Here is a 24,799-nt window from a genome sequence, read left to right as displayed (position 1 = left end):
CGTACGCCTCGCCTTTCGCAAGCCATTGGATCCGCGGGATCCGCGTCTCAGTCAAAACTGGGAATAATGTTGGCCTTGTCGATCATATCGATCGGCAACAGGAACTCATGGTCATCTACCTGCACCACGACGTCCTGCTCTTCTACACCGCGCAGAAGGCCCTGAAAGTTGCGTCGACCTTCAAAAGGCGAGCGCAGCTTGATCTTCACTTGTTCACCGACATATTTGGCAAACTGCTCAAGAGTGAACAGTGGGCGTTCCATGCCTGGCGAGGAAACTTCAAGGGTGTATTCAACGGAGATCGGATCTTCAACATCCAGCACACCGCTGATCTGACGGCTGACGATGGCGCAATCGTCCACCAGTACGCCGCCTTCCTTATCGATATAAACGCGCAACATTGAGTGGCGACCTTGAGCCGAAAACTCAATACCCCAGCATTCATAGCCTAGGGCCACGACCACCGGGGCCAGCAAGGCCTGCAACTCTTCTAGCTTGCTCGACACCTGAACCCCCTCGTGCATGTATGTGCATGCTATGCAAAATAAAAAAATGGGCGAAACGCCCATCCTTGAAACGCCGTCGAATAGCGGCGTTGAAAGTGTCCAGCTAACAAAAAGCCCCTTAAAAGGGGCTCCTTAAACTGGTTGCGGGGGCCGGATTTGAACCGACGACCTTCGGGTTATGAGCCCGACGAGCTACCAGACTGCTCCACCCCGCGACAAAGCTGGGGCGGAAGTATACGACCGATCCCTTATAGGGTCAATGTAACCTTCCACCTGCAAGAAAGCCCGCAACAGCGGGCTCTCCTGACTAATTGGTACCGAGAAGGGGACTCGAACCCCTACACCCTATGGGCACAACCACCTCAAGGTTGCGTGTCTACCAATTCCACCACCTCGGCAATACTACGTTTGAAACCCTTCTTACTTCTGCTCTTGAGCTGGAGGTACGTCAGTCGCTGGAGTAGCCGACTTTTGCTCTTGAAGCACCGGGACATCATCAGAAGCCGGTTGTTGCTTTGGAACTTCCAACACTGCCGGGTTTGGCAAACCTGCCTGAGTCAGCTGATGAGCCTTCTCTTTAGCAAAGTAACCTAACCCCAAGCTGGTTATGAAGAAACCGGCGGCAAGTATAGCAGTAAACTTACTAAGAAAGGTAGAGGAACCTTGGCTTCCGAACACAGTATTTGAAGCACCTGCTCCGAAAGACGCGCCAGCGTCCGCACCCTTACCCTGCTGCAGCAAAACCAGAGCAACTACGCCCAATGCACCCAGCAGATGAAAAACGACTACGACTGTTTCCAGCATTTTTTCAGTTTCCCGCGGCGCGACAAATCGCACCGAACTCATCTGCATTCAGGGAAGCTCCACCAATGAGCCCCCCATCGATATCCGGCATGCCGAACAGTTCGACCGCATTGGCCGCCTTCACGCTGCCGCCGTATAGAAGCCGCACACCTCGTGCCACTTCAGAATTCTCTGCCGCCAACTGCTCGCGAATGGCCTTATGCACATCCTGAGCCTGTTGCGGCGTTGCAGTCAGCCCGGTGCCAATCGCCCAGACCGGCTCGTAAGCGATCACTGCGTTGGCAAAAGCACCGACACCCAGCTCCTCGATGATGCTGCCCAGCTGACGCCCGACAACTTCAAGAGTTTTTCCGGCTTCACGTTGCTCCAGGGTCTCCCCTACACACAACACCGGAATCAAGCCACACGCCTGTGCCGCTGCGAACTTGCGATTCAGCATTCCGTCTCGCTCGCCCATGATCTGGCGGCGCTCGGAGTGCCCGACAAGCACCAGGGAACAACCTGCATCCACCAACTGACTCGGCGCAATCTCGCCCGTCAACGCACCTTGCATGGATTCCACCGCAGAGTTCTGCGCACCGACCGAAATCGATTTACCTTTCAAGCCATCAATCACTTGATTGATATACAAGCAAGGCGGGAATACCGCGACATCAACACCGCTTGGCAAGGCCAGATGACGAAGGCCGTTGATCAGCTCAGCGACGCTGGCGCGGGTACCGTGCATCTTCCAGTTACCAGCTACCATAGGGCGACGCATGCTGTACCTCGTCGGTCAAAGTGGGCGCAGATGTTACCCAACACAATCATGGCTGGCAAGCCGAATCAGGCAGAAACTTCAGTTACCAGTTTTGCCAGTTCTTCGGCATAGCCACGAACCTGAGTTTCGTCCTCGCCTTCGACCATCACACGCACCAGAGGCTCTGTCCCGGACTTGCGCAAAAGCACACGACCACGACCCGCCATCGCCTCGGTCACACGCTTGCTGGCTTCCTTGACAGCCGGATGTTCAAGCGGGCTGTCGCCACCACCGAAACGCACATTGATAAGCACCTGAGGACACTTGCGCAGGGCCTGGCGAGTTTGCGCCAAACCTTCGTTACGGGTTTTCAACGCCATCAAAACCTGCAACGCCGCGATGATCGCATCGCCAGTCGTCGTGTGATTGAAGCAGACAACATGTCCGGAGTTCTCGCCCCCGATCAGCCAATCGCGCTCCAGCAATTCGGCAATCACATAGCGGTCGCCGACATTTGCCCGGACAAAAGGAATCCCCAGATCCGCAAGAGCCAGCTCCAGCCCCAGATTACTCATCAGCGTACCGACCACACCGCCCTGCAACTTGCCTCGCTCATGCAGATCGCGCGCAATAATGAAGATCAGCTCATCGCCGTCAACAATCGCACCCGTGTGATCAACCATCAACACCCGGTCGCCGTCGCCATCGAATGCGATCCCAAGGTCAGCGTGCTCGGACAGCACCGCCGCCTGCAACTGCCCCATATGAGTGGAGCCACAGTTATCGTTGATGTTCAGACCGTTAGGCTGCGCAGACAGCACCACGACTTCGGCGCCCAGCTCGCGAAAAACGCTAGGTGCGACCTTGTAGGTTGCTCCATGCGCACAGTCGATGACGATCTTGAGACCGGCAAAACTGGTGTTGGTCGGTACGCTGCTTTTGCAGAATTCAATATATCGACCGGAAGCATCGTTGATTCGCGAGACCTTGCCGATCTTGCTCGACTCGACGACCGTCATAGGGGTGTCGAGCAGCTCTTCGATCATCAACTCCAACTCATCCGGCAGCTTGGTACCTCTGCCGGAGAAAAACTTGATGCCGTTATCGTCATGCGGGTTGTGCGATGCGCTGATCACGATTCCGGCCTCGGCCTGAAATGTACGCGACAGGTAGGCAATTGCCGGAGTCGGCATCGGGCCCAACAGCATCACATCGGCACCTGCGGATGTCAGGCCAGCTTCAAGGGCCGATTCGAACATGTAGCCGGAAATCCGCGTGTCCTTCCCGACCAGCACCTTGCAGGCACCCATCTTGCGAAAGGCCATACCGGCAGCCCAGCCGAGTTTGAGCATGAAGTCAGGAGTAATCGGATATTCCCCGACGCGACCACGAATGCCGTCAGTACCAAAATATTTCTTGCTCATAAGTGCTCCATCATTCTTATTCGGCTGATTCCACGGCTGCGAGCATTCGCACCACGTCCACCGTTTCCGCCACATCATGGACGCGCAATATACGCGCACCTTTCACCGACGCCAGTGCAGCCAGTGCCAAACCACCGTATAGACGCTCACCCACCGGGCGATTCAATGCATGACCGATCATGCTTTTGCGCGAAACGCCCACCAACAGTGGCCGCCCCAGCGCATGCAGGGCTTCCATATGCTTGAACAAGCTTAGATTGTGCTGCAGGGTTTTGGCGAAGCCGAAACCCGGATCAAGAATGATCCGCTCGGTCGGAATACCTGCCAACTCACACTGAGCCATGCGTTCGGCAAGAAACTCACCCACTTCCCGGGTGACATCCTGGTAACGCGGATCATCCTGCATGTCGCCAGGCTCGCCGAGCATATGCATCAGGCATACAGGCAACCCGGTGGCAGCAGCAGCATCCAGCGCGCCATCCCGCCGTAGCGAACGAACGTCGTTGATCAAACCGGCACCCAACCGCGCCGTTTCGCGCATGACCGCCGGAGTGGACGTATCGACCGATATGACCACATCCAGTTCGCGGTTGATCAGCTCGACGACGGGAGCGACACGCTCCAGTTCCTCCAATGGAGAAACCGCCCGCGCGCCGGGCCGGGTTGACTCCCCGCCCACATCGATCAGCGTTGCACCCGCCGCAACCATGGCTTCGGCATGACGCAAGGCCGCATCGAGCTGGCTGTATCGGCCACCGTCGGAAAAAGAATCGGGAGTGACATTGAGAATGCCCATGACATGCGTCCGGGCCAAATCAAGAACCCGGTTGCCGCAAGGCAACCGGGTCAGGGACTGTACAGAAGTCATTTCAAACCTTAAACGTCGGCAGCCGGGCCGCCAATCGGTGTTTCCGGACGCTCGCCCTGAATGACAGGAGGCGTGCCAGTACCGGTACCGCCCGACCAGTCGCGAGGCTCGCGAGGTGTACGACCGGCCATGATGTCGTCGATCTGCTCGGCATCGATCGTCTCGTACTTCATCAGGGCATCCGCCATCGCATCGAGCTTGTCGCGATTGTCCGTAAGGATCTGCTTGGCGGTGCCGTAGCACTGATCGATGATGCTGCGTACTTCGGAGTCGATCAGCTTGGCTGTCTCACCGGAGAAGCTGGCATTCTGACCGCCACCACCGCGACCGAGGAATACTTCACCCTCTTCTTCGGCGTACATCAACGGACCGAGTTTTTCCGACAGGCCCCACTTGGTCACCATGTTCCGCGCAATCTGACTCGCACGCATGATGTCGTTGGAGGCACCAGTCGTCACACCATCAAAGCCCAAAGTCATTTCTTCGGCAATGCGGCCGCCGTACAGCGAGCAGATCTGACTGATCAACGCACGCTTGGACAGGCTGTAGCGATCTTCTTCCGGCAGGAACATGGTCACACCCAGCGCACGACCGCGCGGGATAATCGACACCTTGTAGACCGGATCATGCTCGGGCACGACGCGACCAACAATGGCGTGGCCAGCCTCGTGATAAGCGGTGTTCTGCTTTTCCTTCTCGGACATGACCATGGATTTGCGCTCGGCGCCCATCATAATCTTGTCTTTGGCCAGTTCGAATTCCTTCATTTCGACGATTCGCTTGCCGGCACGGGCAGCGAACAGCGAAGCCTCGTTGACCAGGTTCGCCAGATCGGCACCGGAGAAGCCCGGAGTACCACGCGCGATAACGGCCGGAGCAACATCGTCACCCATTGGCACCTTACGCATGTGAACCTTGAGGATCTGCTCGCGACCACGGATGTCCGGCAAGCCGACCACCACCTGACGGTCGAAACGACCCGGACGCAGCAGAGCCGGGTCCAGTACATCAGGACGGTTGGTTGCAGCGATGACGATGATGCCGTCATTCATTTCGAAACCGTCCATCTCGACCAGCAACTGGTTGAGAGTCTGTTCGCGCTCGTCGTGACCGCCACCCATGCCGGCGCCACGATGGCGACCAACGGCGTCGATCTCGTCGATGAAGATGATGCATGGAGCGTGTTTCTTGGCCTGTTCGAACATGTCACGAACGCGGCTGGCACCGACACCGACAAACATTTCGACGAAGTCGGAACCGGAAATGGTGAAGAACGGCACCTTGGCTTCGCCGGCAATCGCCTTGGCCAGCAAGGTTTTACCGGTACCCGGAGGACCGACCATCAGCACGCCGCGAGGAATACGACCGCCCAGACGCTGGAACTTGCCCGGATCACGCAGGAACTCGACCAACTCGCCCACTTCTTCCTTGGCTTCGTCGCAACCGGCAACGTCAGCCAGGGTGGTTTTCACCTGATCTTCGGACAGCAGACGCGCCTTGCTCTTGCCAAAGCTCATCGGCCCGCCCTTGCCGCCCGCACCGCCCTGCATCTGGCGCATGAAGAACATGAACACCGCGATGATCACCAGGATCGGGAAGCTGGCCACCAGAAGCTGGGTCCAGATGCTTTGCTGCTCAGGCTGCTTGCCTTCGACAACAACGTGGTTGTCGACCAGATCGCCGATCAGGCCATTGTCCTGGATTGCCGGACGAATGGTCTTGAAGCTGTCGCCATCGTTGCGTTTGCCGGTAATCACATAGCCGTCGACGGCCACGCGTTCGACCTTGCCATCCTTGACCTGCTGGATGAAGTCGGAATAGTTGAGGGTCTGCGGCTCGTTAGGGCTGGAGAAGTTGTTCATCACCGTCACCAGGACAGCCGCGATGATCAACCACAGGATCAGATTCTTTGCCATATCGTTCAATTAACTACCCTCTGAAGCAAGCTCCGCTACTGGCGCGCGCTTCGCATGATATTCACCGGCCTAACTTACTACATTACCTACAGCTCTGGCAGGCGCCGTCTGTAACCCTTTGTGAAACACTTTCTACACAATATTCGCTTATGCGCGCGGGGCGAAATACGAAAAACCTATCACCCCGCCAAAAAACCTCGTTTTACTCGCTACGACCGCGGTAGCCCCAAGCCAGCATGTACTGCTCGCGAGAGCTGCCACGAGAGGAGTCCGGCTTGATCATCTGGATCTTGTCGAACTTCTTGCGAGCGTCCTTCAGGTAAACATCGAACCCTTCGCCCTGAAAAATCTTGATCACGAAATTGCCACCCGGCTTGAGTATCCGCTCCGCCAGATCGAGCGCCAGCTCGCAAAGGAACATGGCTTTTGGCATGTCCACTTCAGGCGTACCACTCATATTGGGGGCCATATCGGAAATCACAAGGTCTACCTGCGAATTACCCACAGCCTCAAGGATCTGAGCGAGCACTGCATCCTCGGTGAAGTCACCCTGAATGAAAGTCACGTCCGGAATGCTGTCCATTTCCAGGATGTCCGAGGCGATCAATCGCCCCTGACCACCGATCAGCCGGCTGGTGACCTGCGACCAGCCGCCAGGCGCCGCGCCGAGGTCGACGACGTTCATGCCCGGACGGATCAGTTTGTATTTCTCCTGGATCTCCAGAAGCTTGTAACTCGCACGCGAGCGGTAGCCATCCTTCTGCGCTTGCTTCACATAGGGATCATTGACATGTCTTTTCAGCCAACCAAGGCTTGTCTTGGAACGCGCCATTGGGCACCTCGTTGATTAGGGTCGTGATTAATTGGGCGGATCCACGAGCCCTCGGGTAAAATGGCCGCCATTTTACAGAATCCAGACGAAAGGGTCAGATTATGCCGCTCACTCCAGAGCAGAAGAAACAGTACAAATCCATTGGCCACCACCTGAAACCAGTTCTGACTGTGGCTGACAACGGTTTGACTGAGGGTGTTTTAGCCGAACTCGAACGCGCATTGGCAGATCACGAACTGATCAAGATCAAGCTCAACATCCTCGATCGCGAGGCGCGCCTGGCGTCCGTTGCAGAGCTGTGCAAGACCGGCAAGGCCGATCTGGTTCAAGTCATCGGCAAGATGGCACTGATTTACCGCAAGAACTTCAGCGTCAACAAGCAGCTGTCGAACGTCCATCGCTTCAAGTGATGGCAAGGGTCAAGGGTGTGCTTCGCGCACCCTGCCACTCCATCCCGGCACCGGCTGCAATACCAGCACCAACCCGGAAAAACCCAACACAAGAAAGCTGAACACCTGCCAGCGCTGCGCATCCGGCCAGCCGACACGCACTGCGACAAACATCGCACACGCATACAACGCCATCAGCAACACCTGCCCGCGAAAATCCCGCCATAGACTGGCAAGGCCCTCGGCCTGTAACAGCACCAAAGCCTGAAATATCACGCACGCGACGGCAAAACCCACCACCGCCAGTTCAAACGTACTTGCAACCTCATCGATCAGCAGCGGCGCCAGGCCAATTTGACCCAGCACCGGCCGCAGACCGAGATGTACCAACCACAGGCCACCGACCCACAACATCTGGGCCAGTTGCCAGAGCATCGCGCCCGCATGCAGCGGGCGCCCACCCTCAGATGTGACGGACTTCGACAATCTCGTACTCGATATCGCCACCTGGCGTTTTCACGACGACCGTATCGCCCTCTTCCTTGGCAATCAAGGCGCGAGCGATCGGCGAGCCGACCGAAATCTTGCCGAGTTTGATGTCCGCCTCATCCTCACCCACGATCTGGTAAGTGACGCTTTCATCAGTCTCGACGTTGGCGATTTCGACGGTAGTGCCGAAAATCACTTTGCCGGTGTGCGGAATGGTCGTCACATCGATGATCACCGCGTTCTGCAGGCGACCTTCGATATCACGGATCCGCGCCTCGACCATGCCTTGCTGTTCGCGCGCGGCATGGTATTCAGCGTTTTCTTTCAAGTCACCCAACTCGCGGGCCGTACCGATGTCCTGGCTGAGCTTCGGACGAACGACCTTGGTCAGGTGAGCATGCTCTTCTTCCAGGGCTTTGGAGCCCTGGACGGTCATTGGGTATTTATTCATGCCTTCAATCCTGCGTGTAGATCCTGCAAGCGGCGCACGGTCTTCTCGGGACCGAACTTCAGCGCTTCACAGATAGCTTCGCCAGCAGCAATGGTGGTGGTGCAGTAAATCTTGTGCTGCAAGGCGTTACGGCGAATGGAATAGGAATCGGCGATCGACTGGCGACCTTCGGTGGTGTTGATGATCAGGGTGACTTCGTCATTCTTGATCATGTCGACCACGTGCGGACGACCCTCGGTCACCTTGTTCACGCGACGCACTTTCAGACCTGCGGCTTCGATCAGCTTGGCAGTGCCGGCAGTGGCGACGACTTCGAAGCCCAAGTTGATCAGATCACGAGCCACGCCTGCAACCAGCGGCTTGTCATCGTCGCGTACGCTGATGAATGCGGTACCGCCGGTCGGCAGCACTTCGCTGGCACCCATCTGGGCTTTGGCAAAGGCTTCGCCGAAGGTGTCGCCGACGCCCATCACTTCACCGGTGGACTTCATCTCTGGGCCGAGGATCGGGTCAACGCCAGGGAATTTGGCGAATGGGAACACCGCCTCTTTCACGCTGTAGAAGTTCGGAATGATTTCCTTGGTGAAGCCGATTTCCTTCAGGGTTTTACCGGCCATCACGCGAGCCGCGATCATCGCCAGGGAAACACCGATGCACTTCGACACGAACGGTACGGTACGGGAAGCACGCGGGTTGACTTCGATGACGTAGATGTCTTCGCCTTGCAGCGCCAACTGAACGTTCATCAGGCCGACCACGCCCAGTTCCAGGGCCATTTTCTTGACCTGTTCGCGCATCTCGTCCTGGATGTGCGCCGGCAGCGAGTACGGCGGCAGCGAGCACGCGGAGTCACCGGAGTGAACGCCCGCCTGTTCGATGTGCTGCATGATCGCGCCGATCACTACGTCCTTGCCGTCGCAGACCGCGTCCACGTCCATCTCGATGGCACAGTTGAGGAAGTGGTCGAGCAGCACCGGGCTGTCGTTCGACACTTGCACCGCGTCACGCAGGTAACGCTTGAGTTCTTCTTCCTTGTAGACGATTTCCATCGCCCGGCCGCCCAATACGTAGGACGGACGCACCACCAGCGGGTAACCGATCTTCGCGGCAGCGCGAACGGCTTCGTCTTCGCTGCGCACGGTGGCGTTTGGCGGCTGACGCAGGTTCAGGCGCTCAACCATTTGCTGGAAGCGCTCACGGTCTTCGGCACGGTCGATGGCGTCAGGGCTGGTGCCGATAATCGGCACGCCGGCTGCTTCCAGGGCGCGAGCCAGTTTCAGAGGAGTCTGGCCACCGTACTGCACGATCACGCCTTTCGGCTTCTCGACGCGGCAGATTTCCAGCACGTCTTCCAGGGTCACTGGTTCGAAGTACAGACGGTCGGAAGTGTCGTAGTCAGTGGAAACGGTTTCCGGGTTGCAGTTGACCATGATGGTCTCGTAACCGTCATCGCGCAGCGCCAGTGCCGCGTGTACGCAGCAGTAGTCGAACTCGATGCCCTGACCGATACGGTTCGGGCCACCGCCGAGGATGATGATCTTGTCGCGACCGGACGGCGCAGCTTCGCACTCTTCCTCGTAGGTCGAGTACAGGTAGGCGGTGTCGGTGGCGAACTCGGCCGCGCAGGTGTCGACGCGCTTGTAGACCGGGAACACTTCCAGCTTGTGGCGGTGAGTGCGCAGGTTTTTCTCGGTGACGCCCAGCAGCTTGGCCAGACGCTGGTCGGAGAAACCTTTGCGCTTGAGCTTGTACATCAGGTCGCGGTCGATAGCGGACAGACCCAGGGTCTTGACCTTCTCTTCGTCCTTGATCAGATCTTCGATCTGTACCAGGAACCACGGATCGATCATGTTCATGCCGAAGATTTCTTCGACGGTCATGCCGGCGCGGAAAGCGTCCGCCACGTACCAGATACGCTCGGCGCCCGGCACGGTCAGCTCGCGCTTGAGCACGCTCATGCTTTCCGGGTTGCTCAGGTCGACTTTCTCGTCCAGACCGCAAACGCCCACTTCCAGACCGCGCAGGGCTTTCTGCAGGGATTCCTGGAAGGTACGGCCGATGGCCATGACTTCACCGACCGACTTCATCTGAGTGGTCAGGCGCGCGTCAGCGTTGGCGAACTTCTCGAAAGCGAAGCGCGGGAGCTTGGTCACGACGTAGTCGATGGACGGCTCGAAGGACGCCGGGGTACGGCCGCCGGTGATGTCGTTCTGCAGTTCGTCGAGGGTGTAACCGACGGCCAGCTTGGCCGCGATCTTGGCGATCGGGAAACCGGTGGCTTTCGAGGCCAGAGCCGACGAGCGGGATACACGCGGGTTCATTTCGATCACGACCATGCGGCCGGTGTCCGGGCAGATACCGAACTGAACGTTGGAACCGCCGGTCTCGACGCCGATCTCGCGCAGTACCGCCAGCGAGGCGTTGCGCAGGATCTGGTATTCCTTGTCGGTCAGGGTCTGAGCCGGGGCAACAGTGATCGAGTCACCGGTGTGCACGCCCATCGGGTCGAAGTTTTCGATCGAGCAGACGATGATGCAGTTGTCCTTTTTGTCGCGGACAACTTCCATTTCATATTCTTTCCAGCCGATCAGGGATTCGTCGATCAGCAGTTCCTTGGTTGGCGACAGGTCCAGACCACGGGCACAGATTTCTTCGAACTCTTCACGGTTGTAAGCGATACCGCCACCGGTGCCGCCCATGGTGAAGGACGGACGGATGATGCATGGGAAGCCCAGGCGCTCGAGCACCGCGTTGGCTTCTTCCATGCTGTGGGCGATACCGGAACGCGGGCATTCCAGGCCGATGGCTTTCATCGCCTTGTCGAAACGCGAACGGTCTTCAGCCTTGTCGATGGTGTCGGCGTTAGCACCGATCATCTCTACGCCGAACTTCTCCAGAACGCCTTCGCGCTCCAGGTCCAGGGCGCAGTTCAGAGCAGTCTGGCCGCCCATGGTTGGCAGCACGGCATCCGGACGCTCTTTTTCGATGATCTTGGCAACGGTCTGCCACTTGATCGGCTCGATGTAGGTCGCGTCGGCCATGTCCGGGTCGGTCATGATGGTGGCCGGGTTGGAGTTCACCAGGATGACGCGGTAACCCTCTTCGCGCAGGGCTTTACAGGCCTGGGCGCCGGAGTAGTCGAATTCGCAGGCCTGGCCGATAACGATCGGGCCAGCGCCGAGAATCAGGATGCTTTTAATGTCTGTACGTTTTGGCATGGGTTTGTCACTCAAATCCGCAGGTCAGTCGGCAAGCCGTCTTGATCGATTTCTGAAGTCCCGAGGGGGCCGCCGGATCCGGGGCCGCCCTCGAGGGGCTTCTCGCTACAGTCTCAAGGCGAGCGCTTAGCGTCGCTTGGCCATCTCGTTGATGAAGCGGTCAAACAGAGGGGCCACATCGTTCGGGCCCGGGCTCGCTTCAGGGTGACCCTGGAAGCTGAACGCGCTCTTGTCGGTGCGTTCGATACCTTGCAGGGTGCCGTCGAACAGCGATTTGTGGATCGCGCGGACGTTGGCTGGCAGGGTTTCTTCGTCTACCGCAAAACCGTGGTTCTGGCTGGTGATCATCACGACGCCAGTGTCCAGATCCTGAACCGGGTGGTTGGCACCGTGGTGACCGTGGCCCATTTTCAGGGTCTTGGCGCCGGAGGCCAGAGCCAGCAGCTGGTGACCGAGGCAGATGCCGAAGACCGGAATTTCGGTTTCCAGCACTTCCTTGATTGCCTTGATCGCGTAGTCACATGGCTCCGGATCACCAGGGCCGTTGGACAGGAACACGCCGTCCGGTTTCAGAGCCAGTACGTCGGCAGCCGGGGTTTGTGCCGGAACGACAGTGACGCGGCAGCCGCGCTCGACCAGCATGCGCAGGATGTTGACCTTGACGCCGTAGTCGTAGGCAACCACGTGGTATGGCAGCTCGGAGGCTTCGATGGTCGCGTGGCTATCGGTTTTCAGATCCCAGACAGTGGAGCGCCATTCGTATTGGGTCTTGGTGCTGACGACTTTCGCCAGGTCCATGCCCTTCAGGCCCGGGAAGCCTTGCGCCGCGGCGATGGCCGCTTCTTCGGAGATGTTGTCGCCGGCCATGATGCAGCCGTTCTGTGCGCCTTTTTCACGCAGGATGCGGGTCAGGCGGCGGGTGTCGATACCGGCGATCGCCACAACATTGTTGGCTTTCAGGTAATCGGACAGGGACATCGTGTTACGCCAGTTGCTCGCTACCAGCGGCAGGTCACGGATGACCAGGCCAGCGGACCAGACGCGGTCGGACTCGGCGTCTTCCGGCGTGGTGCCGGTGTTGCCGATGTGCGGGTAAGTCAGGGTAACGATCTGTTGGGCGTAGGAAGGATCGGTAAGGATTTCCTGATAGCCGGTCATTGCGGTGTTGAACACCACCTCACCAACGGTCTGACCGTCGGCTCCAATGGCTTCGCCGCGAAAAATGCTGCCATCAGCAAGGGCGAGTATGGCTGGCTTAGTCAAGAAGACCTCCCGTAAATAACGCATGAAAGGGCAATCGCAGGTTGTAAAAAAGCGGAGTGACGTATGGACACGTCACCCCGCTTCTTCACTGAATTATTCTGCGCGCTTTTAGTGGACACACTAAAGCTGTAGCTTACAGAAAAAGGGATTTTTGGTCTACCGCCAATGAGGCCGAAAGGCCGGAGAATGCGACAGGGCGTCGCTCGGCGGAGCAAAACCGGCACAAACAGGGCGTTTGCGCCGGCTTCAGAACATCTCAATGCAGGTCGAGCACGTCCTGCATGTCGTACAAACCAGGCTCGCGAGCATCCAGCCACAACGCCGCACGCACCGCGCCCTTGGCGAACGTCATGCGGCTCGAAGCCTTGTGCGTGATCTCCAGACGCTCACCTTCACAGGCGAACAGCACCGTGTGATCGCCCACCACATCACCGCCGCGAACAGTGGCGAAGCCGATGGTTTCACGCTCACGAGCACCGGTGTGGCCTTCACGACCATAGACCGCGACTTTCTGCAGATCACGATCCAGCGCATTGGCGATCACTTCACCCATGCGCAGGGCCGTACCCGACGGCGCATCGATCTTGTGCCGGTGATGAGCTTCGATGATTTCGATGTCCGCATCTTCCGCCAACACCCGCGCCGCCATATCGAGCAGCTTCAGCGACAGGTTGACGCCGACACTGAAGTTGGCCGCGAACACGATCGGAATATCCTTGCCCGCCTCGGCCAGCAGCTGCTTCTGCGCAGCGTCCAGCCCGGTCGTGCCGATCACCATCGCCTTGCCGGCCTTGCGGCAGAAGGCCAGGTTTTTCAGCATGACTTCTGGCAGGGTGAAGTCGATCAACACATCGAACTCTTCCGCCACCGATTCCAGATTCCCGGACAGCGGCACGCCGATTCGACCCAGCGAAGCCAGCTCACCGGCATCCACACCGATCAGCGTACTGCCAGGGCGGACAATCGCGGCCGTCAGACCGGTCAGTGGCGCGCGTTGCTGCACCGCCTCGACCAGAATCTTGCCCATGCGCCCGGCAGCGCCCATCACAGCTATACGTCGCATGCCGTCTCCTTACAGATCGCCGAAGAAGCGTTTCACACCGTCGAACCAACCGGTGGTTTTCGGGGAATGGCTGTTGTCATCCGCCAGGGAGCTGCGGAACTCTTCCAGCAGTTCACGCTGACGACGGTTCAGATTGACCGGCGTCTCGACGGCCACACGGCACATCAGGTCGCCCGCGCCACCGCCACGCACTGGCGCAACGCCTTTGCCGCGTACGCGGAACTGCTTGCCGGTCTGAGTCCCTTCCGGAATCTTCAGTTTGACGCGACCGTCGAGGGTCGGAATTTCCAGCTCGCCACCCAGGGCTGCGTCGACGAAGCTGATCGGCACTTCGCAGAACAGGTGCTTACCGTCACGCTGAAAGATGTCGTGCTCGCGGACGTTGATAACCACGTACAGGTCGCCGGTCGGGCCACCCTGAGTGCCCGCTTCGCCCTCGCCGGACAGACGAATGCGGTCGCCAGTGTCGACACCGGCCGGCACTTTGACGGAAAGGGTTTTGTACTCTTCAACGCGACCGTCACCGCGGCAGGAATCGCACGGATCGGAAATGATCTTGCCCTGGCCATGGCAACGCGGGCAGGTCTGCTGCACCGAAAAGAAGCCTTGCTGCATGCGCACCTGACCGATGCCGCCGCAAGTCGGGCAAGTCGAAGGCGACGAGCCTTTCTTCGCGCCCGAGCCATCGCATGGCTTGCAGTTGACCAGTGTCGGAACGCGGATATTCACGGTAGTACCGCGCACCGCTTCTTCCAGGTTCAGCTCCAGGGTGTAGCGCAAATCGCTGCCACGCTGGGCGCCGCCACGGGAACCGCCGCGACCGCCACCGAAGAAGTCACTGAAGACATCACCGAAGATGTCGGAGAAGTTCTGACCGCCGAAGCCTGCACCGCCACCACCCATGCTCGGATCGACACCGGCATGACCGTACTGGTCGTACGCTGCACGCTTGCTGGAATCGGACAGCACTTCGTAGGCTTCGTTGGCCTCTTTGAACAGCTCTTCCGACGCTTTGTCATCGGGATTACGGTCCGGGTGATGCTTCATCGCCAGACGGCGATAGGCCTTTTTCAGGTCTGCTTCGCTTGAGCCGCGCTCAACACCCAACACTTCGTAATAGTCACGCTTAGCCATAAGTTCTTCATACTCTTGAGGACGTTCGGCAAACCCCTCCTGAGCTTCGCCAAACTCGTTGAGCCCCAATACAGGCCCGGACCCAACTCACGTCAATTCAACGATCCTGGTCTTTGATTCATGCGGTACTTTCGGCGCGAAAAGCAGGAGCATCTTCGGCCATACCACCAGCATCCGAACCTTGTCGCATGCTGTAAAAATTCGCGTATTCCAGATACGCCAACGCGGGAGCAAGCTCCCGCGCGGCGACATCCTACCAGTCAGTGCCCAAAGGCAGTCAACCGGCCGACCAACAACTTACTTGTGGTCTTTGACTTCTTCGAACTCGGCATCGACAACATCGTCAGCCTTTTCAGCTTTCTCGTCGTGCGGTGCCGCGCCTTCAGCAGGCTGAGCCTGTTCGGCGTACATCTTCTGGGCAACCGGCGCAGAGACTTTCGACAGCTCTTCAACCTTGGCGTCGATGGCAGCCTTGTCGTCGCCTTTGACGGCAGCTTCCAGGGCAACCACGGCCGCTTCGATTGCAGCCTTCTCTTCTGCAGTCACTTTGTCGCCAGCGTCAGCGATCATCTTGCGAGTCGAGTGAACCAGTGCATCACCCTGGTTACGGGCAGCGGCCAGCTCTTCGAACTTGCGGTCCTCTTCGGCGTTCAGCTCGGCGTCGCGCACCATCTTCTGGATTTCTTCATCCGACAGACCGGAGTTGGCCTTGATGGTGATCTTCTGCTCTTTACCGGTCGCCTTGTCTTTCGCGCCGACATGCAGGATGCCGTTGGCGTCGATGTCGAAGGTCACTTCGATCTGTGGCACACCGCGTGGAGCTGGTGGAATTTCGGCCAGGTCGAACTTGCCCAGGGACTTGTTCTGTGCGGCTTGCTTGCGCTCGCCTTGCAGGACGTGAATGGTCACGGCGCCCTGGTTGTCGTCGGCAGTCGAGAACACTTGCGATTTCTTGGTAGGAATCGTGGTGTTTTTCTCGATCAGCGCGGTCATCACACCACCCATGGTTTCGATACCCAGGGTCAGCGGGCTGACGTCGAGCAGCAGAACGTCTTTCACGTCACCGGCCAGAACGGCGCCCTGGATAGCAGCACCCATGGCAACGGCTTCGTCCGGGTTCACGTCTTTACGTGCTTCTTTACCGAAGAAATCGGTAACTGCCTTCTGCACCAGTGGCATACGAGTCTGACCACCAACCAGAATCACGTCGTCAATTTTGCTGGCGTCGATACCGGCGTCCTTCAGAGCAATACGGCATGGCTCGATGGTACGGTTCACCAGATCTTCGACCAGCGACTCGAGCTTGGCACGAGAGATCTTCACGTTCAGGTGCTTAGGACCAGTCGCATCTGCTGTGATGTACGGCAGGTTGACGTCGGTCGACTGAGAAGAAGACAGCTCGATCTTGGCTTTCTCAGCGGCTTCTTTCAGACGCTGCAGGGCCAGAGGGTCGTTCTTCAGGTCCATGCCGGACTCTTTCTTGAACTCGTCGACGAGGTAGTCGATCAGACGCATGTCGAAGTCTTCACCACCCAGGAAGGTATCACCGTTGGTGGCCAGTACTTCGAACTGGTGCTCGCCGTCAACTTCAGCGATTTCGATCACGGAAACGTCGAAGGTACCACCACCCAGGTCGTAAACGATCACGGTGTGATCGCCCTTGGCCTTGTCCATGCCGTAAGCCAGAGCAGCTGCGGTTGGTTCGTTGATAATACGTTTTACGTCCAGACCGGCGATGCGGCCAGCATCTTTAGTTGCCTGACGCTGACTGTCGTTGAAGTAGGCCGGAACGGTGATCACCGCTTCGGTCACCGCTTCGCCGAGGTAGTCTTCGGCGGTCTTCTTCATCTTCTTCAGGACTTCGGCGCTGATTTGCGGCGGAGCCATCTGCTTGCCGGAGGCCTCGACCCAAGCGTCACCATTGTTGGCCTTGACGATTTTGTAAGGCACCAGCTTGATGTCTTTCTGCACGACTTCTTCGTCGAAGCGGCGGCCGATCAGGCGCTTCACCGCGAACAGTGTGTTGTGCGGGTTGGTCACAGCCTGACGCTTGGCGGACTGACCCACCAGGATTTCACCATCGTTGGCGTAAGCGATGATTGACGGCGTGGTACGCGCGCCTTCAGCGTTCTCAATAACTTTGGCTACGCCGTTTTCCAGCACGGAGACGCAGGAGTTGGTAGTCCCCAGGTCGATACCGATAATTTTGCCCATGTTCACTCTCCCGAAACTTTGGATTTTTTTGCCGCAGCAGTGGTGGCTAACTGCGGTAATACTTAAACGCTTGACTTCTAAATGGGGGCCTTACGGCTAATTTCAAGCCTTCTCGTCAATCGAAGGCGAAACTGGCGCCGGCGCCTTGCTGACCACGACCATCGCCGGACGCAGCAAGCGACCGTTGAGCTGGTAGCCCTTCTGGAACACCTTCAGAATGCTGTTCGGTTCCAGGACATCACTTTCCTGCGTGGCCATTGCCTGATGTTCCACGGGGTTGAACTGCTCACCTTCCTGCGGGGCTACAGCGACAAGCTGATAGCGCGTGAGGGTGTCGTGAAACATTTTCAGGGTCAGCTCGATGCCTTCGCGCATCGGACGGATGCTCTCGTCATCCGGGTTCGACAGCTCGAGGCCGCGCTCCAGGCTGTCGACGATCGGCAGCAGGTCGCCGGCGAATTTTTCCAGCGCAAACTTGTGCGCCTTCTCGACATCCTGCTCGGCACGGCGGCGGACGTTCTGCAGATCGGCAGCTACGCGCAGCGATTGATCCTGCGCGGCGGCCAATTGCTCTTCGAGCACTTGTACACGGGTCGCCAGGTCATCACCCGAAGTCTCGGGCGCCTGATTGGCTTCTGGATTTTGCGTATCTACTGTCTGTTCGTCAGCCATAGAATTCTCCTTTCAATATCGTCCGCGAGTTCGATTCGCGCTTCTGCCCCGGTATATGGGGCCGCAAAATCAGGCTTCAAGGGCTGACAACGATTAACCCTACAAAAAAGTGCTGCATTGTCATTCCCGGGCGCGATAAGCATTTGATCGGATCATCCCCATCGACCTGAGCGAGGGCATTGTCAGTCCGAAACAAAACACTGTATAAATAACCAGACCTGAAGCCTGGGAGCGGCCTTTATGCTGGTGCACCTGTCCGTACACAACTACGCCATCGTTGAACATCTCGATCTCGAACTCGATCGCGGCATGAGCGTGATTACCGGGGAAACCGGCGCCGGCAAGTCGATCATGCTCGACGCCCTGGGCCTGACGCTCGGTGATCGCGCCGACAGCGGCGTGGTTCGACCGGGTGCCGACAAGGCCGACATCCTGGCGACCTTCGATCTGGCCGACATCCCCGAGGCCAGTGCCTGGCTGGCGGAACGCGACCTGGAAATCGACGGCCCGTGCATCCTGCGCCGGGTCATCACTTCCGAAGGTCGCTCACGTGGCTATATAAATGGCACGCCCTGCCCGCTCGGCGATCTCAAGGCGCTCGGCGAGCTGCTGATCGACATCCACAGTCAGCACGAACACCAATCCCTGCTCAAGACCGACACCCACCGGCGCCTGCTCGACGAGTACGCCGGGGCCACCGATCTGGCGCGACAGGTGCATCTGGCCGCCCAGCGCTGGCGCCAGACTCGTCAGGAGCTGGAACGCCTATCCAACTCCGGCGACGAACAGCGCGCGCGCCATCAACTGCTCAGCTACCAGCTCGAAGAACTGGAAAACCTTGGACTCGGTGAAAACGAGCTGGAAGAACTGGAGCAGGAACACAAGAACCTGACCAACGCCGAAACCCTGCTCGGTATTTGCCGACAAGTGGTCGAGCAATGCAGTGAAAGCGATTCCGGCAACGTGCTGAATGCCCTGACGGCCAGCCTCAATCGCCTGTCGAGCGTGAACAACTCGGTCGGCGCGCTGGGTGAGGCGAGCAGCCTGCTGACCAGCGCGCAGATCCAGGTCGAAGAAGCCGTTGGCGAACTCAATCGCTTTCTCGACAACTTCGATGCCGATCCGGCGCGCCTTCAATATTTGGAAGAACGTCTGGACTCCATCTACACACTGGCACGCAAACACCGTATTCAGCCGACCGAAGTGGCGGAGATGCAGCAGAAACTGCTCGACGAAATCGAAGCCCTGGACGCCAACGATGAATCCATCGAACGCCTCGCCGAAGAACTCGCATCCTATGCCCGCCACTATCAGGAAAAGGCCCGGGAGCTGAGCGAGCTGCGCCATCAGGCGGCCGGCAGTCTGGCCAGCGCGGTGGAGCAAGAGATTCAGCGTCTGGGCATGCCCGGCGGTCGTTTCACCATCGAATTGCGCGCCAACAACAGCAGCGAACTGCAACCCAATGGCCTGGAACAGGTCGAGCTGCTGGTCAGCGCCAACCCGGGTCAACCCTTGAAGGCACTGGCCAAAGTGGCGTCCGGCGGTGAGCTGTCACGGATCAGCCTGGCCATCCAGGTGATTACCGCCCAGACCTCTCGCGTACCGACGCTGGTGTTCGACGAAGTGGACGTGGGCATTGGCGGTCCGACGGCCGAAATCGTCGGCCAGTTGTTGCGTCGCCTCGGAGATCGCGGACAGGTACTGACGGTCACGCACTTGCCACAAGTCGCGGCTCAGGGGCATCAACATCTGTTCGTGCACAAGGTGCGAGGCGAGCAGGCGACTCACACAGCCGTTTCGAAGCTGAGCAAGAATGACCGTATAGAAGAAGTCGCGCGGATGCTTGGCGGCATCGATCTGACCAAAGAGTCCTTGGCGCACGCGAAAAAGATGGTCGTTACCGCAAAAGTTTAAGCACCGCAGAAAGCACGAAGGCGACCCTTGGGTCGCCTTCGCTCGTTTCGCGAACCTGAAATTCGCGCGACATGCTTACTTTTTCTTGCGTACGTACAGCACCAGGTTGTGATCCACCAACTCGACACCGTGCTCCTCGGCGATTGCCTTCTGGAGTTTTTCGATTTCGGTGCTGACGAATTCGATAACCTCACCGGATTCCACGTTGACCATATGGTCGTGGTGGCCACCGTCGGCCAATTCGAATACCGCGTGGCCGCCGTCGAAGTTGTGACGGACCACGAGGCCAGCCGCTTCGAACTGGGTCAGAACACGGTAAACCGTGGCCAGACCGACGTCCTCGCCAGCTTCCATCAACGCCTTGTAGACGTCCTCGGCACTCATGTGACGCTGCTCTGTAGAGTCGAGCATTTGCAGGATCTTGACCCGTGGCAGGGTCACTTTGAGGCCGGCTTTGCGTAGTTCGCTATTTTCAACCATGGTCAGCTTTCTCGCGATGCTGCTTCGCAGCTTCTCTTAATGCGGGTATGATCGGCGTTTACGTTGTCCCAGCCAAGATAGTGGAAGTCGCCCACCGATGCAAAACACCAAGCTCTTGCTAACCAGTTTCACCTTTGTGGGACTGCTCGCACTCGCCGGTTGTTCATTCCCCGGGGTTTACAAAATCGACATCCAGCAGGGCAATGTCGTCACGCAGGACATGATAGACCAGTTACGCCCGGGAATGACCCGGCCGCAAGTACGGTTTATCATGGGCAACCCTCTGCTTGCCGACACGTTCCATGCCAACCGCTGGGATTATCTGTACAGCCTGCAACCTGGTGGCGGTGAACGCCAGCAGGAACGCATGAGTGTCATTTTCGACTCGAATGACCGCCTTGTCAGCCTGTCCGGTGACTTCATGCCGGGCGTCAGCCGTGACGAAGCCATTCTCGGCAAGGACAGTGGCACCAGCGTGACCGCTCCTGCTGAAAACGTCGAGCAGCCGAAACCGGAAAAACCGGCCAAGCCAGGCTCCTTGCTGGATCAGATCCAGAAGGACGTCGATGGTGTGGAAACCGTTCCGGTTCCGACGCCAGAACCGCTGGACACCTCGCCGCAATAATTTGCGACGCAATAAAAAACCCGGAAATACCGGGTTTTTTATTGCCTGCCGTTTGGCCAGCTTACTGATTTCGCGCCTTGGCCTCGGCAGCTTTGGCGGCACGCAGACGGCGCACTTCTTTCGGATCAGCCAACAGTGGCCGATAGATCTCGATGCGATCGCCCTCCTGAACCCGTCGAGCATCCGGATCAGCAATCACTTTGCCGAAGATCCCCAAAGGACAGCTCTTCAGATCCAGCTCCGGAAATTCAGCATCAATCCCGGACGCCATCAGCGCCGCACGCACCGTCGTACCCTCGGCGACGCTGATTACACGCAACACCTGACGATCAACGGCGGCATACACCACTTCGATTTCGATCACCGGCTCAACCATGCATTTGCTTGGCACGCTGGCAGAACGCATCCACTAATGTATTGGCCGCCTGATTGAACAAAGGACCGAGCGTCGCGCGGACCAGCGGCCCGGCATAGTCGAAGGACAGATCCAGACTGATCTTGCAGGCCTTCTCGTTCAGCGCCTTGAACACCCAGACGCCGTGCAGCTGATTGAACGGCCCCTCCTCCAGGTTCATCTCGATCGACTGCCCCGGCACCAGCGTGTTGCGCGTCACGAAGTGCTGACTGAGGCCACCCTTGGCCACGCCGACACTGGCGCGCATATGCTCAGGCGAGCTTTCCAGGACTTCAGCAGACGAACACCACGGCAAAAACTCGGGGTAGCGCGCCACGTCATTGACCAGGTCGTAGAGAAATTGCGCCGGGTAAGGCAGCAGCGCCGATCGTTGAATATGTGTCGTCATGTAAGCGTCACTTCCAGAGCTGGGCGGCAAACACTACAAGAATGCCGATGGGCGCCACATAGCGCATCAAGAACAGAGACAGGGCGAACAGCGCCGGGCTGCGAATCGACAATTCGTCACGCACCGCTTCACGCCCCATCACCCAACCGGCAAACAGCACGAAGCACAGTCCGCCGAGTGGCAACATGATCCGCGAGGTGAAGAAGTCGATCACGCCAAAGAAGTCCAGGCCACCGGCCGCACCCCATTGGTAGAGATGGAACACCCCGCCATCGTTCACGAAAAATTTGGCTTCCTTCCAGATATTGAAGGAAAACACCGTGCCCAGGCCGACGAACCAGCAGGTGAACGCCAACCAGAATGTCACCCAGGCACGACTGATTTTAGTCCGCTCGACCAGATAGGCGACCATCGGCTCCAGCAGGGAAATCGCCGAGCTCCAGGCGGCAATGGCCACCAGAACGAAGAACACCACGCCCATCAACTGGCCGAAAAGCACGTTACCGAAAGCAAATGGCAGACTGACGAACATCAGCCCCGGGCCTTCGCTCGGGTTCAAACCGCCGGCGAACACAATCGGAAACAAGGCCAGACCGGCCACCAGCGAAACGAAGGTATCAAGCAGCGCCACTCCCACGACCGTGCCGGACAGCGAGGCTTCCTTGGTCATGTAGGCGCCGTAGATCATGATCGACCCCACGCCCACGCTCAGCGAGAAGAACGCGTGGCCCATGGCCGGCAGCAAGCCGTCGAGGACTTTTTCCGGGTGGAAGTCGAACATGAAGTGCACGCCTTCCATGAAATGCCCGGTGGTCATGCTGTAACCCAGCAGGACAAGGACCATCACGAACAGCAGCGGCATCATGATCCGCAAGCTGCGCTCGAGCCCGGCAACCACGCCTTTGGCGATCACCACCGCCGACAACAGCATGAAAACCGTGTGCCACAGCGTGATGCGCCAAGGATCGGCGATGACATTACCGAAGTACGCCCCGACCTGATCGGCCGTCGCGCCCTGGAAGTCCCCGCGCCCCATATCAATGATGTAATCCAGCGACCAGCCGCCGACCACACTATAGAAAGACAGGATCAGCAACGCCGTGATCATCCCGGCGAACGCGCCCCATGACCATTTGCCAGAGTGCCCGGCTTCCAGCGCCAGCACCTTCAGGGCATTCGCCGGACTCTGACGGGCACGCCGGCCGATCAGGGTTTCGGCGAGCATCACCGGGATGCCGATCAGCGCGATACACGCCAGAAACATCAGCACGAAGGCGCCGCCACCGTAGACCCCGACCATGTAGGGGAATTTCCAGATGCTGCCCAATCCCACGGCCGAACCGGTCGCGGCGAATATGAAAACCCAGCGGCTAGCCCAACTGCCGTGGACAGAAACCTTGTCTGTCGACATCGTTTATCACGCCCAAGCGTTAGAAAAAGAGGCCGCATTGTCCGGGATTCACTCAACCTGCTCAAGCACGCAGCATCACCGTAGCCGACAGCCGTTTATCTCCATATAATGCCGCCCCTATGGCTAAACAGAAGAAACACCCAACAGGGACCATCGCGCAAAACAAAAAGGCGCGACACGATTACTTCATCGAGCACAAGTTCGAGGCTGGTCTGGTCCTGGCCGGCTGGGAAGTAAAAAGTCTGCGGGCAAGCAAACTGCAACTGGTCGACAGTTACGTGTTGCTCAAGGATGGCGAAGCCTGGTTGCTCGGCAGCCACATCACGCCTCTGATGACCGCCAGCACCCACGTCATTGCCGACCCGGTGCGTACCCGCAAGCTGCTGCTCAACCGCCGCGAGCTGGACAAGCTCGCCGCCGCCGTGCAGCAAAAGGGTTACGCCTGCGTGTGCCTGTCCTGGTACTGGAGCAAGCACATGGTCAAGTGCGAGATCGCGCTGGGCAAGGGCAAGAAGGAATACGACAAGCGTGATACCGAACGCGAACGCGACGCCGGTCGCGAGTTGCAGCGTGCGGTGCGCAACAAGGGCAAGGAAGACTGATTCTTCTGCCCGAATGACCGTTCCCGCGCCCGGCACGGGAACGGTCATGCCTACATCCCTTTGCGCCGCTCGGCGCGAGCCATGCGTTGCACTTCCTGCCGCACCTCTTCCAGCACTTCCTGCACATACAGTATGTGTCGGCTGGACACCTCACGCGCCTGTTCCGCGCGCCCCTCGATAATCGCCAAATACAATTCCCGATGCTGCGTGATCAGCATGTCGCGGGTTTCCGTGCGCTGCTTGTACATGCCGCCGATGTTGGTCACCACATTGCGCTTGAGCAGGTCGAACAGCCCGCGAATGGTGTGCAGCAACACCGCGTTATGACTGGCTTCGGCAATCGCCAGATGGAATTTCGCATCCGCCGCGCCCTCTTCCGCCCGGCTCACTTCATCATGACGCGAATAGCAGTCCTGTAACTCTTCAAACGCAGCCGTCAGTCGTTCGCGATCCACATCCGTGGCGCGCAATGCTGCGTAATAGGCACACGATGCCTCCAGCGTGTGACGAAATTCCAGCAAATCGCGCTGCGCCTCGGGATTGCTTTCCAGCAATTGCAGCAGCGGATCACTGAACGTCGAGCCGAGGCTTTCCACGACATAGTTGCCGCCGCCCTGCTTGCTGACCAGCAAGCCCTTGGCCGCAAGCTTCTGAATCGCCTCACGCAACGAGGGCCGGGAAACGCCGAACTGCTCCGCCAGTGCCCGCTCGGCCGGCAGACGTTCGCCGGACTTCAGCGTGCCTTCGAGAATCATCCCCTCCAGTCGCTCGACAATGTCGTCAGACAAACGGCGCTGACGTATCTGATCAAACCCCATCACTCAACTCTCCACCATCCCGACCGCTCGCCGGGCTCTCTATTCTGGCCTATCGGCGCGTTGCCGACACCTGCCAGATGACACTTGGGCGACCGGATCAGATCGAACTCTGCACCGGTGATTCGACAAAAGTTTTAGGGCGGCAAATTGACACACCGATATCA

At 58.5% G+C, this 24,799-nt stretch carries 24 protein-coding genes and 2 tRNA genes; 4 read left to right on the top strand and 22 right to left on the bottom strand.

Features of this window, described 5'->3' with window-relative positions:
• Nucleotides 1-47: 47 nt before the first annotated feature.
• The 9 genes from rimP to rlmE all read right to left on the bottom strand — a co-directional run bounded on the left by rimP (nucleotide 48) and on the right by rlmE (nucleotide 7,089).
• Nucleotides 48-506: a ribosome maturation factor RimP gene (gene rimP / locus CAF90_RS18510; RefSeq protein ID WP_039769696.1), complete on the bottom strand. Its 459-nt coding sequence runs from the start codon at nucleotides 504-506 to the stop codon at nucleotides 48-50.
• Between the two features lie 138 nt (nucleotides 507-644).
• Nucleotides 645-721 (bottom strand) — tRNA-Met (locus CAF90_RS18505).
• Nucleotides 722-818: 97 nt separating this feature from the next.
• A tRNA-Leu gene (locus CAF90_RS18500) sits at nucleotides 819-904 on the bottom strand.
• 22 nt (nucleotides 905-926) lie between these two features.
• Nucleotides 927-1,310 (bottom strand): preprotein translocase subunit SecG, encoded by a 384-nt coding sequence (secG, locus tag CAF90_RS18495; protein WP_011332406.1) that lies wholly within the window; start codon nucleotides 1,308-1,310, stop codon nucleotides 927-929.
• Nucleotides 1,311-1,314: 4 nt separating this feature from the next.
• A complete protein-coding gene (tpiA, locus tag CAF90_RS18490) occupies nucleotides 1,315-2,070 on the bottom strand; it encodes a triose-phosphate isomerase (RefSeq protein ID WP_007953744.1) in 756 nt (251 codons plus the stop codon).
• A 65-nt stretch (nucleotides 2,071-2,135) separates the two neighbouring features.
• The gene (gene glmM / locus CAF90_RS18485; protein WP_007953745.1) at nucleotides 2,136-3,473 is read right to left on the bottom strand and encodes a phosphoglucosamine mutase; all 1,338 of its coding nucleotides are present in this window, start codon (nucleotides 3,471-3,473) and stop codon (nucleotides 2,136-2,138) included.
• Nucleotides 3,474-3,489: 16 nt separating this feature from the next.
• The gene (gene folP, locus CAF90_RS18480; RefSeq protein ID WP_085608036.1) at nucleotides 3,490-4,341 is read right to left on the bottom strand and encodes a dihydropteroate synthase; all 852 of its coding nucleotides are present in this window, start codon (nucleotides 4,339-4,341) and stop codon (nucleotides 3,490-3,492) included.
• An 8-nt stretch (nucleotides 4,342-4,349) separates the two neighbouring features.
• Nucleotides 4,350-6,257: an ATP-dependent zinc metalloprotease FtsH gene (ftsH, locus tag CAF90_RS18475; RefSeq protein ID WP_011332403.1), complete on the bottom strand. Its 1,908-nt coding sequence runs from the start codon at nucleotides 6,255-6,257 to the stop codon at nucleotides 4,350-4,352.
• A 202-nt stretch (nucleotides 6,258-6,459) separates the two neighbouring features.
• Nucleotides 6,460-7,089, bottom strand: a complete 630-nt coding sequence (gene rlmE / locus CAF90_RS18470; protein WP_007953751.1) for a 23S rRNA (uridine(2552)-2'-O)-methyltransferase RlmE — start codon at nucleotides 7,087-7,089, stop codon at nucleotides 6,460-6,462.
• Between the two features lie 101 nt (nucleotides 7,090-7,190).
• On the opposite strand from rlmE, the gene CAF90_RS18465 reads away from it, so the two are divergent.
• A complete protein-coding gene (locus CAF90_RS18465; protein ID WP_007953753.1) occupies nucleotides 7,191-7,499 on the top strand; it encodes a YhbY family RNA-binding protein in 309 nt (102 codons plus the stop codon).
• Nucleotides 7,500-7,508: 9 nt separating this feature from the next.
• On the opposite strand, the gene CAF90_RS18460 is transcribed toward CAF90_RS18465, so the two are convergent.
• The 8 genes from CAF90_RS18460 to grpE form a co-directional block, all read right to left on the bottom strand.
• Nucleotides 7,509-7,913 carry an MFS transporter gene (locus CAF90_RS18460; protein WP_085608035.1) on the bottom strand — a complete coding sequence of 135 codons (405 nt, stop codon included), beginning with the start codon at nucleotides 7,911-7,913 and terminating at the stop codon, nucleotides 7,509-7,511.
• Between the two features lie 28 nt (nucleotides 7,914-7,941).
• Nucleotides 7,942-8,418 carry a transcription elongation factor GreA gene (greA, locus tag CAF90_RS18455; protein WP_007953757.1) on the bottom strand — a complete coding sequence of 159 codons (477 nt, stop codon included), beginning with the start codon at nucleotides 8,416-8,418 and terminating at the stop codon, nucleotides 7,942-7,944.
• Entirely contained in the window at nucleotides 8,415-11,636 is a 3,222-nt protein-coding gene (gene carB, locus CAF90_RS18450; protein WP_007953758.1) for a carbamoyl-phosphate synthase large subunit, read from the bottom strand. The genes greA and carB overlap by 4 nt, the downstream gene beginning before the upstream one ends.
• Before the next feature lie 126 nt (nucleotides 11,637-11,762).
• Nucleotides 11,763-12,899: a glutamine-hydrolyzing carbamoyl-phosphate synthase small subunit gene (gene carA / locus CAF90_RS18445; protein WP_007953761.1), complete on the bottom strand. Its 1,137-nt coding sequence runs from the start codon at nucleotides 12,897-12,899 to the stop codon at nucleotides 11,763-11,765.
• Between the two features lie 256 nt (nucleotides 12,900-13,155).
• Nucleotides 13,156-13,962, bottom strand: coding sequence for a 4-hydroxy-tetrahydrodipicolinate reductase (gene dapB / locus CAF90_RS18440; protein WP_007953764.1), 807 nt, complete (start codon nucleotides 13,960-13,962; stop codon nucleotides 13,156-13,158).
• A 9-nt stretch (nucleotides 13,963-13,971) separates the two neighbouring features.
• The gene (gene dnaJ, locus CAF90_RS18435) at nucleotides 13,972-15,096 is read right to left on the bottom strand and encodes a molecular chaperone DnaJ (RefSeq protein WP_085608034.1); all 1,125 of its coding nucleotides are present in this window, start codon (nucleotides 15,094-15,096) and stop codon (nucleotides 13,972-13,974) included.
• A gap of 297 nt (nucleotides 15,097-15,393) precedes the next feature.
• On the bottom strand, nucleotides 15,394-17,310 hold the full coding sequence (dnaK, locus tag CAF90_RS18430) for a molecular chaperone DnaK (protein WP_085608033.1): 1,917 nt from the start codon (nucleotides 17,308-17,310) through the stop codon (nucleotides 15,394-15,396).
• Nucleotides 17,311-17,412: 102 nt separating this feature from the next.
• Nucleotides 17,413-17,982, bottom strand: a complete 570-nt coding sequence (grpE, locus tag CAF90_RS18425) for a nucleotide exchange factor GrpE (protein ID WP_085608032.1) — start codon at nucleotides 17,980-17,982, stop codon at nucleotides 17,413-17,415.
• Nucleotides 17,983-18,222: 240 nt separating this feature from the next.
• On the opposite strand from grpE, the gene recN reads away from it, so the two are divergent.
• Nucleotides 18,223-19,896: a DNA repair protein RecN gene (gene recN, locus CAF90_RS18420; protein WP_085608031.1), complete on the top strand. Its 1,674-nt coding sequence runs from the start codon at nucleotides 18,223-18,225 to the stop codon at nucleotides 19,894-19,896.
• Between the two features lie 75 nt (nucleotides 19,897-19,971).
• On the opposite strand, the gene fur is transcribed toward recN, so the two are convergent.
• The gene (gene fur / locus CAF90_RS18415; RefSeq protein ID WP_007953774.1) at nucleotides 19,972-20,376 is read right to left on the bottom strand and encodes a ferric iron uptake transcriptional regulator; all 405 of its coding nucleotides are present in this window, start codon (nucleotides 20,374-20,376) and stop codon (nucleotides 19,972-19,974) included.
• 97 nt (nucleotides 20,377-20,473) lie between these two features.
• Between fur and CAF90_RS18410 the strand changes: the two genes are divergently transcribed.
• Entirely contained in the window at nucleotides 20,474-21,001 is a 528-nt protein-coding gene (locus CAF90_RS18410; RefSeq protein ID WP_007953775.1) for an outer membrane protein assembly factor BamE, read from the top strand.
• Between the two features lie 61 nt (nucleotides 21,002-21,062).
• Here CAF90_RS18410 and CAF90_RS18405 read toward each other — a convergent pair whose 3' ends face one another.
• From CAF90_RS18405 to CAF90_RS18395, 3 genes are read right to left on the bottom strand one after another with little or no spacing between them, the layout of a single operon-like run.
• On the bottom strand, nucleotides 21,063-21,377 hold the full coding sequence (locus CAF90_RS18405; protein ID WP_085608030.1) for an RnfH family protein: 315 nt from the start codon (nucleotides 21,375-21,377) through the stop codon (nucleotides 21,063-21,065).
• Nucleotides 21,370-21,804, bottom strand: coding sequence for a type II toxin-antitoxin system RatA family toxin (locus CAF90_RS18400; RefSeq protein WP_003221509.1), 435 nt, complete (start codon nucleotides 21,802-21,804; stop codon nucleotides 21,370-21,372). Before CAF90_RS18400 ends, CAF90_RS18405 begins: the two co-directional genes overlap by 8 nt.
• 7 nt (nucleotides 21,805-21,811) lie before the next feature.
• Entirely contained in the window at nucleotides 21,812-23,215 is a 1,404-nt protein-coding gene (locus CAF90_RS18395; protein ID WP_007953780.1) for a sodium-dependent transporter, read from the bottom strand.
• 119 nt (nucleotides 23,216-23,334) lie between these two features.
• Between CAF90_RS18395 and smpB the strand changes: the two genes are divergently transcribed.
• Complete coding sequence (gene smpB, locus CAF90_RS18390) at nucleotides 23,335-23,817, top strand: SsrA-binding protein SmpB (protein WP_007953781.1); 483 nt, start codon at nucleotides 23,335-23,337, stop codon at nucleotides 23,815-23,817.
• 50 nt (nucleotides 23,818-23,867) lie between these two features.
• On the opposite strand, the gene CAF90_RS18385 is transcribed toward smpB, so the two are convergent.
• Entirely contained in the window at nucleotides 23,868-24,635 is a 768-nt protein-coding gene (locus tag CAF90_RS18385; protein WP_007953782.1) for an FCD domain-containing protein, read from the bottom strand.
• Between the last annotated feature and the right edge of the window lie 164 nt (nucleotides 24,636-24,799).

Origin of the sequence: Pseudomonas sp. B37(2017) (assembly GCF_002112885.1) — a bacterium.
GTDB lineage: Bacteria > Pseudomonadota > Gammaproteobacteria > Pseudomonadales > Pseudomonadaceae > Aquipseudomonas > Aquipseudomonas paraglycinae.
This window is presented reverse-complemented; position numbering and strand designations above follow the sequence as displayed.

Excerpts from the sequence above, each read along its gene's own strand:
- grpE (WP_085608032.1), bottom strand. The coding sequence starts at position 17,982 with ATGGCTGACGAACAGACAGTAGATACGCAAAATCCAGAAGCCAATCAG.
- carB (WP_007953758.1), bottom strand. The coding sequence starts at position 11,636 with ATGCCAAAACGTACAGACATTAAAAGCATCCTGATTCTCGGCGCTGGC.
- CAF90_RS18385 (WP_007953782.1), bottom strand. The coding sequence starts at position 24,635 with ATGGGGTTTGATCAGATACGTCAGCGCCGTTTGTCTGACGACATTGTC.
- dnaJ (WP_085608034.1), bottom strand. The coding sequence starts at position 15,096 with ATGGCTAAGCGTGACTATTACGAAGTGTTGGGTGTTGAGCGCGGCTCA.
- dapB (WP_007953764.1), bottom strand. The coding sequence starts at position 13,962 with ATGCGACGTATAGCTGTGATGGGCGCTGCCGGGCGCATGGGCAAGATT.
- dnaK (WP_085608033.1), bottom strand. The coding sequence starts at position 17,310 with ATGGGCAAAATTATCGGTATCGACCTGGGGACTACCAACTCCTGCGTC.
- rlmE (WP_007953751.1), bottom strand. The coding sequence starts at position 7,089 with ATGGCGCGTTCCAAGACAAGCCTTGGTTGGCTGAAAAGACATGTCAAT.
- greA (WP_007953757.1), bottom strand. The coding sequence starts at position 8,418 with ATGAATAAATACCCAATGACCGTCCAGGGCTCCAAAGCCCTGGAAGAA.
- CAF90_RS18395 (WP_007953780.1), bottom strand. The coding sequence starts at position 23,215 with ATGTCGACAGACAAGGTTTCTGTCCACGGCAGTTGGGCTAGCCGCTGG.
- smpB (WP_007953781.1), top strand. The coding sequence starts at position 23,335 with ATGGCTAAACAGAAGAAACACCCAACAGGGACCATCGCGCAAAACAAA.
- glmM (WP_007953745.1), bottom strand. The coding sequence starts at position 3,473 with ATGAGCAAGAAATATTTTGGTACTGACGGCATTCGTGGTCGCGTCGGG.
- folP (WP_085608036.1), bottom strand. The coding sequence starts at position 4,341 with ATGACTTCTGTACAGTCCCTGACCCGGTTGCCTTGCGGCAACCGGGTT.
- CAF90_RS18460 (WP_085608035.1), bottom strand. The coding sequence starts at position 7,913 with ATGCTCTGGCAACTGGCCCAGATGTTGTGGGTCGGTGGCCTGTGGTTG.
- ftsH (WP_011332403.1), bottom strand. The coding sequence starts at position 6,257 with ATGGCAAAGAATCTGATCCTGTGGTTGATCATCGCGGCTGTCCTGGTG.
- CAF90_RS18400 (WP_003221509.1), bottom strand. The coding sequence starts at position 21,804 with ATGACGACACATATTCAACGATCGGCGCTGCTGCCTTACCCGGCGCAA.
- CAF90_RS18465 (WP_007953753.1), top strand. The coding sequence starts at position 7,191 with ATGCCGCTCACTCCAGAGCAGAAGAAACAGTACAAATCCATTGGCCAC.
- CAF90_RS18405 (WP_085608030.1), bottom strand. The coding sequence starts at position 21,377 with ATGGTTGAGCCGGTGATCGAAATCGAAGTGGTGTATGCCGCCGTTGAT.
- fur (WP_007953774.1), bottom strand. The coding sequence starts at position 20,376 with ATGGTTGAAAATAGCGAACTACGCAAAGCCGGCCTCAAAGTGACCCTG.
- recN (WP_085608031.1), top strand. The coding sequence starts at position 18,223 with ATGCTGGTGCACCTGTCCGTACACAACTACGCCATCGTTGAACATCTC.
- CAF90_RS18410 (WP_007953775.1), top strand. The coding sequence starts at position 20,474 with ATGCAAAACACCAAGCTCTTGCTAACCAGTTTCACCTTTGTGGGACTG.
- secG (WP_011332406.1), bottom strand. The coding sequence starts at position 1,310 with ATGCTGGAAACAGTCGTAGTCGTTTTTCATCTGCTGGGTGCATTGGGC.
- tpiA (WP_007953744.1), bottom strand. The coding sequence starts at position 2,070 with ATGCGTCGCCCTATGGTAGCTGGTAACTGGAAGATGCACGGTACCCGC.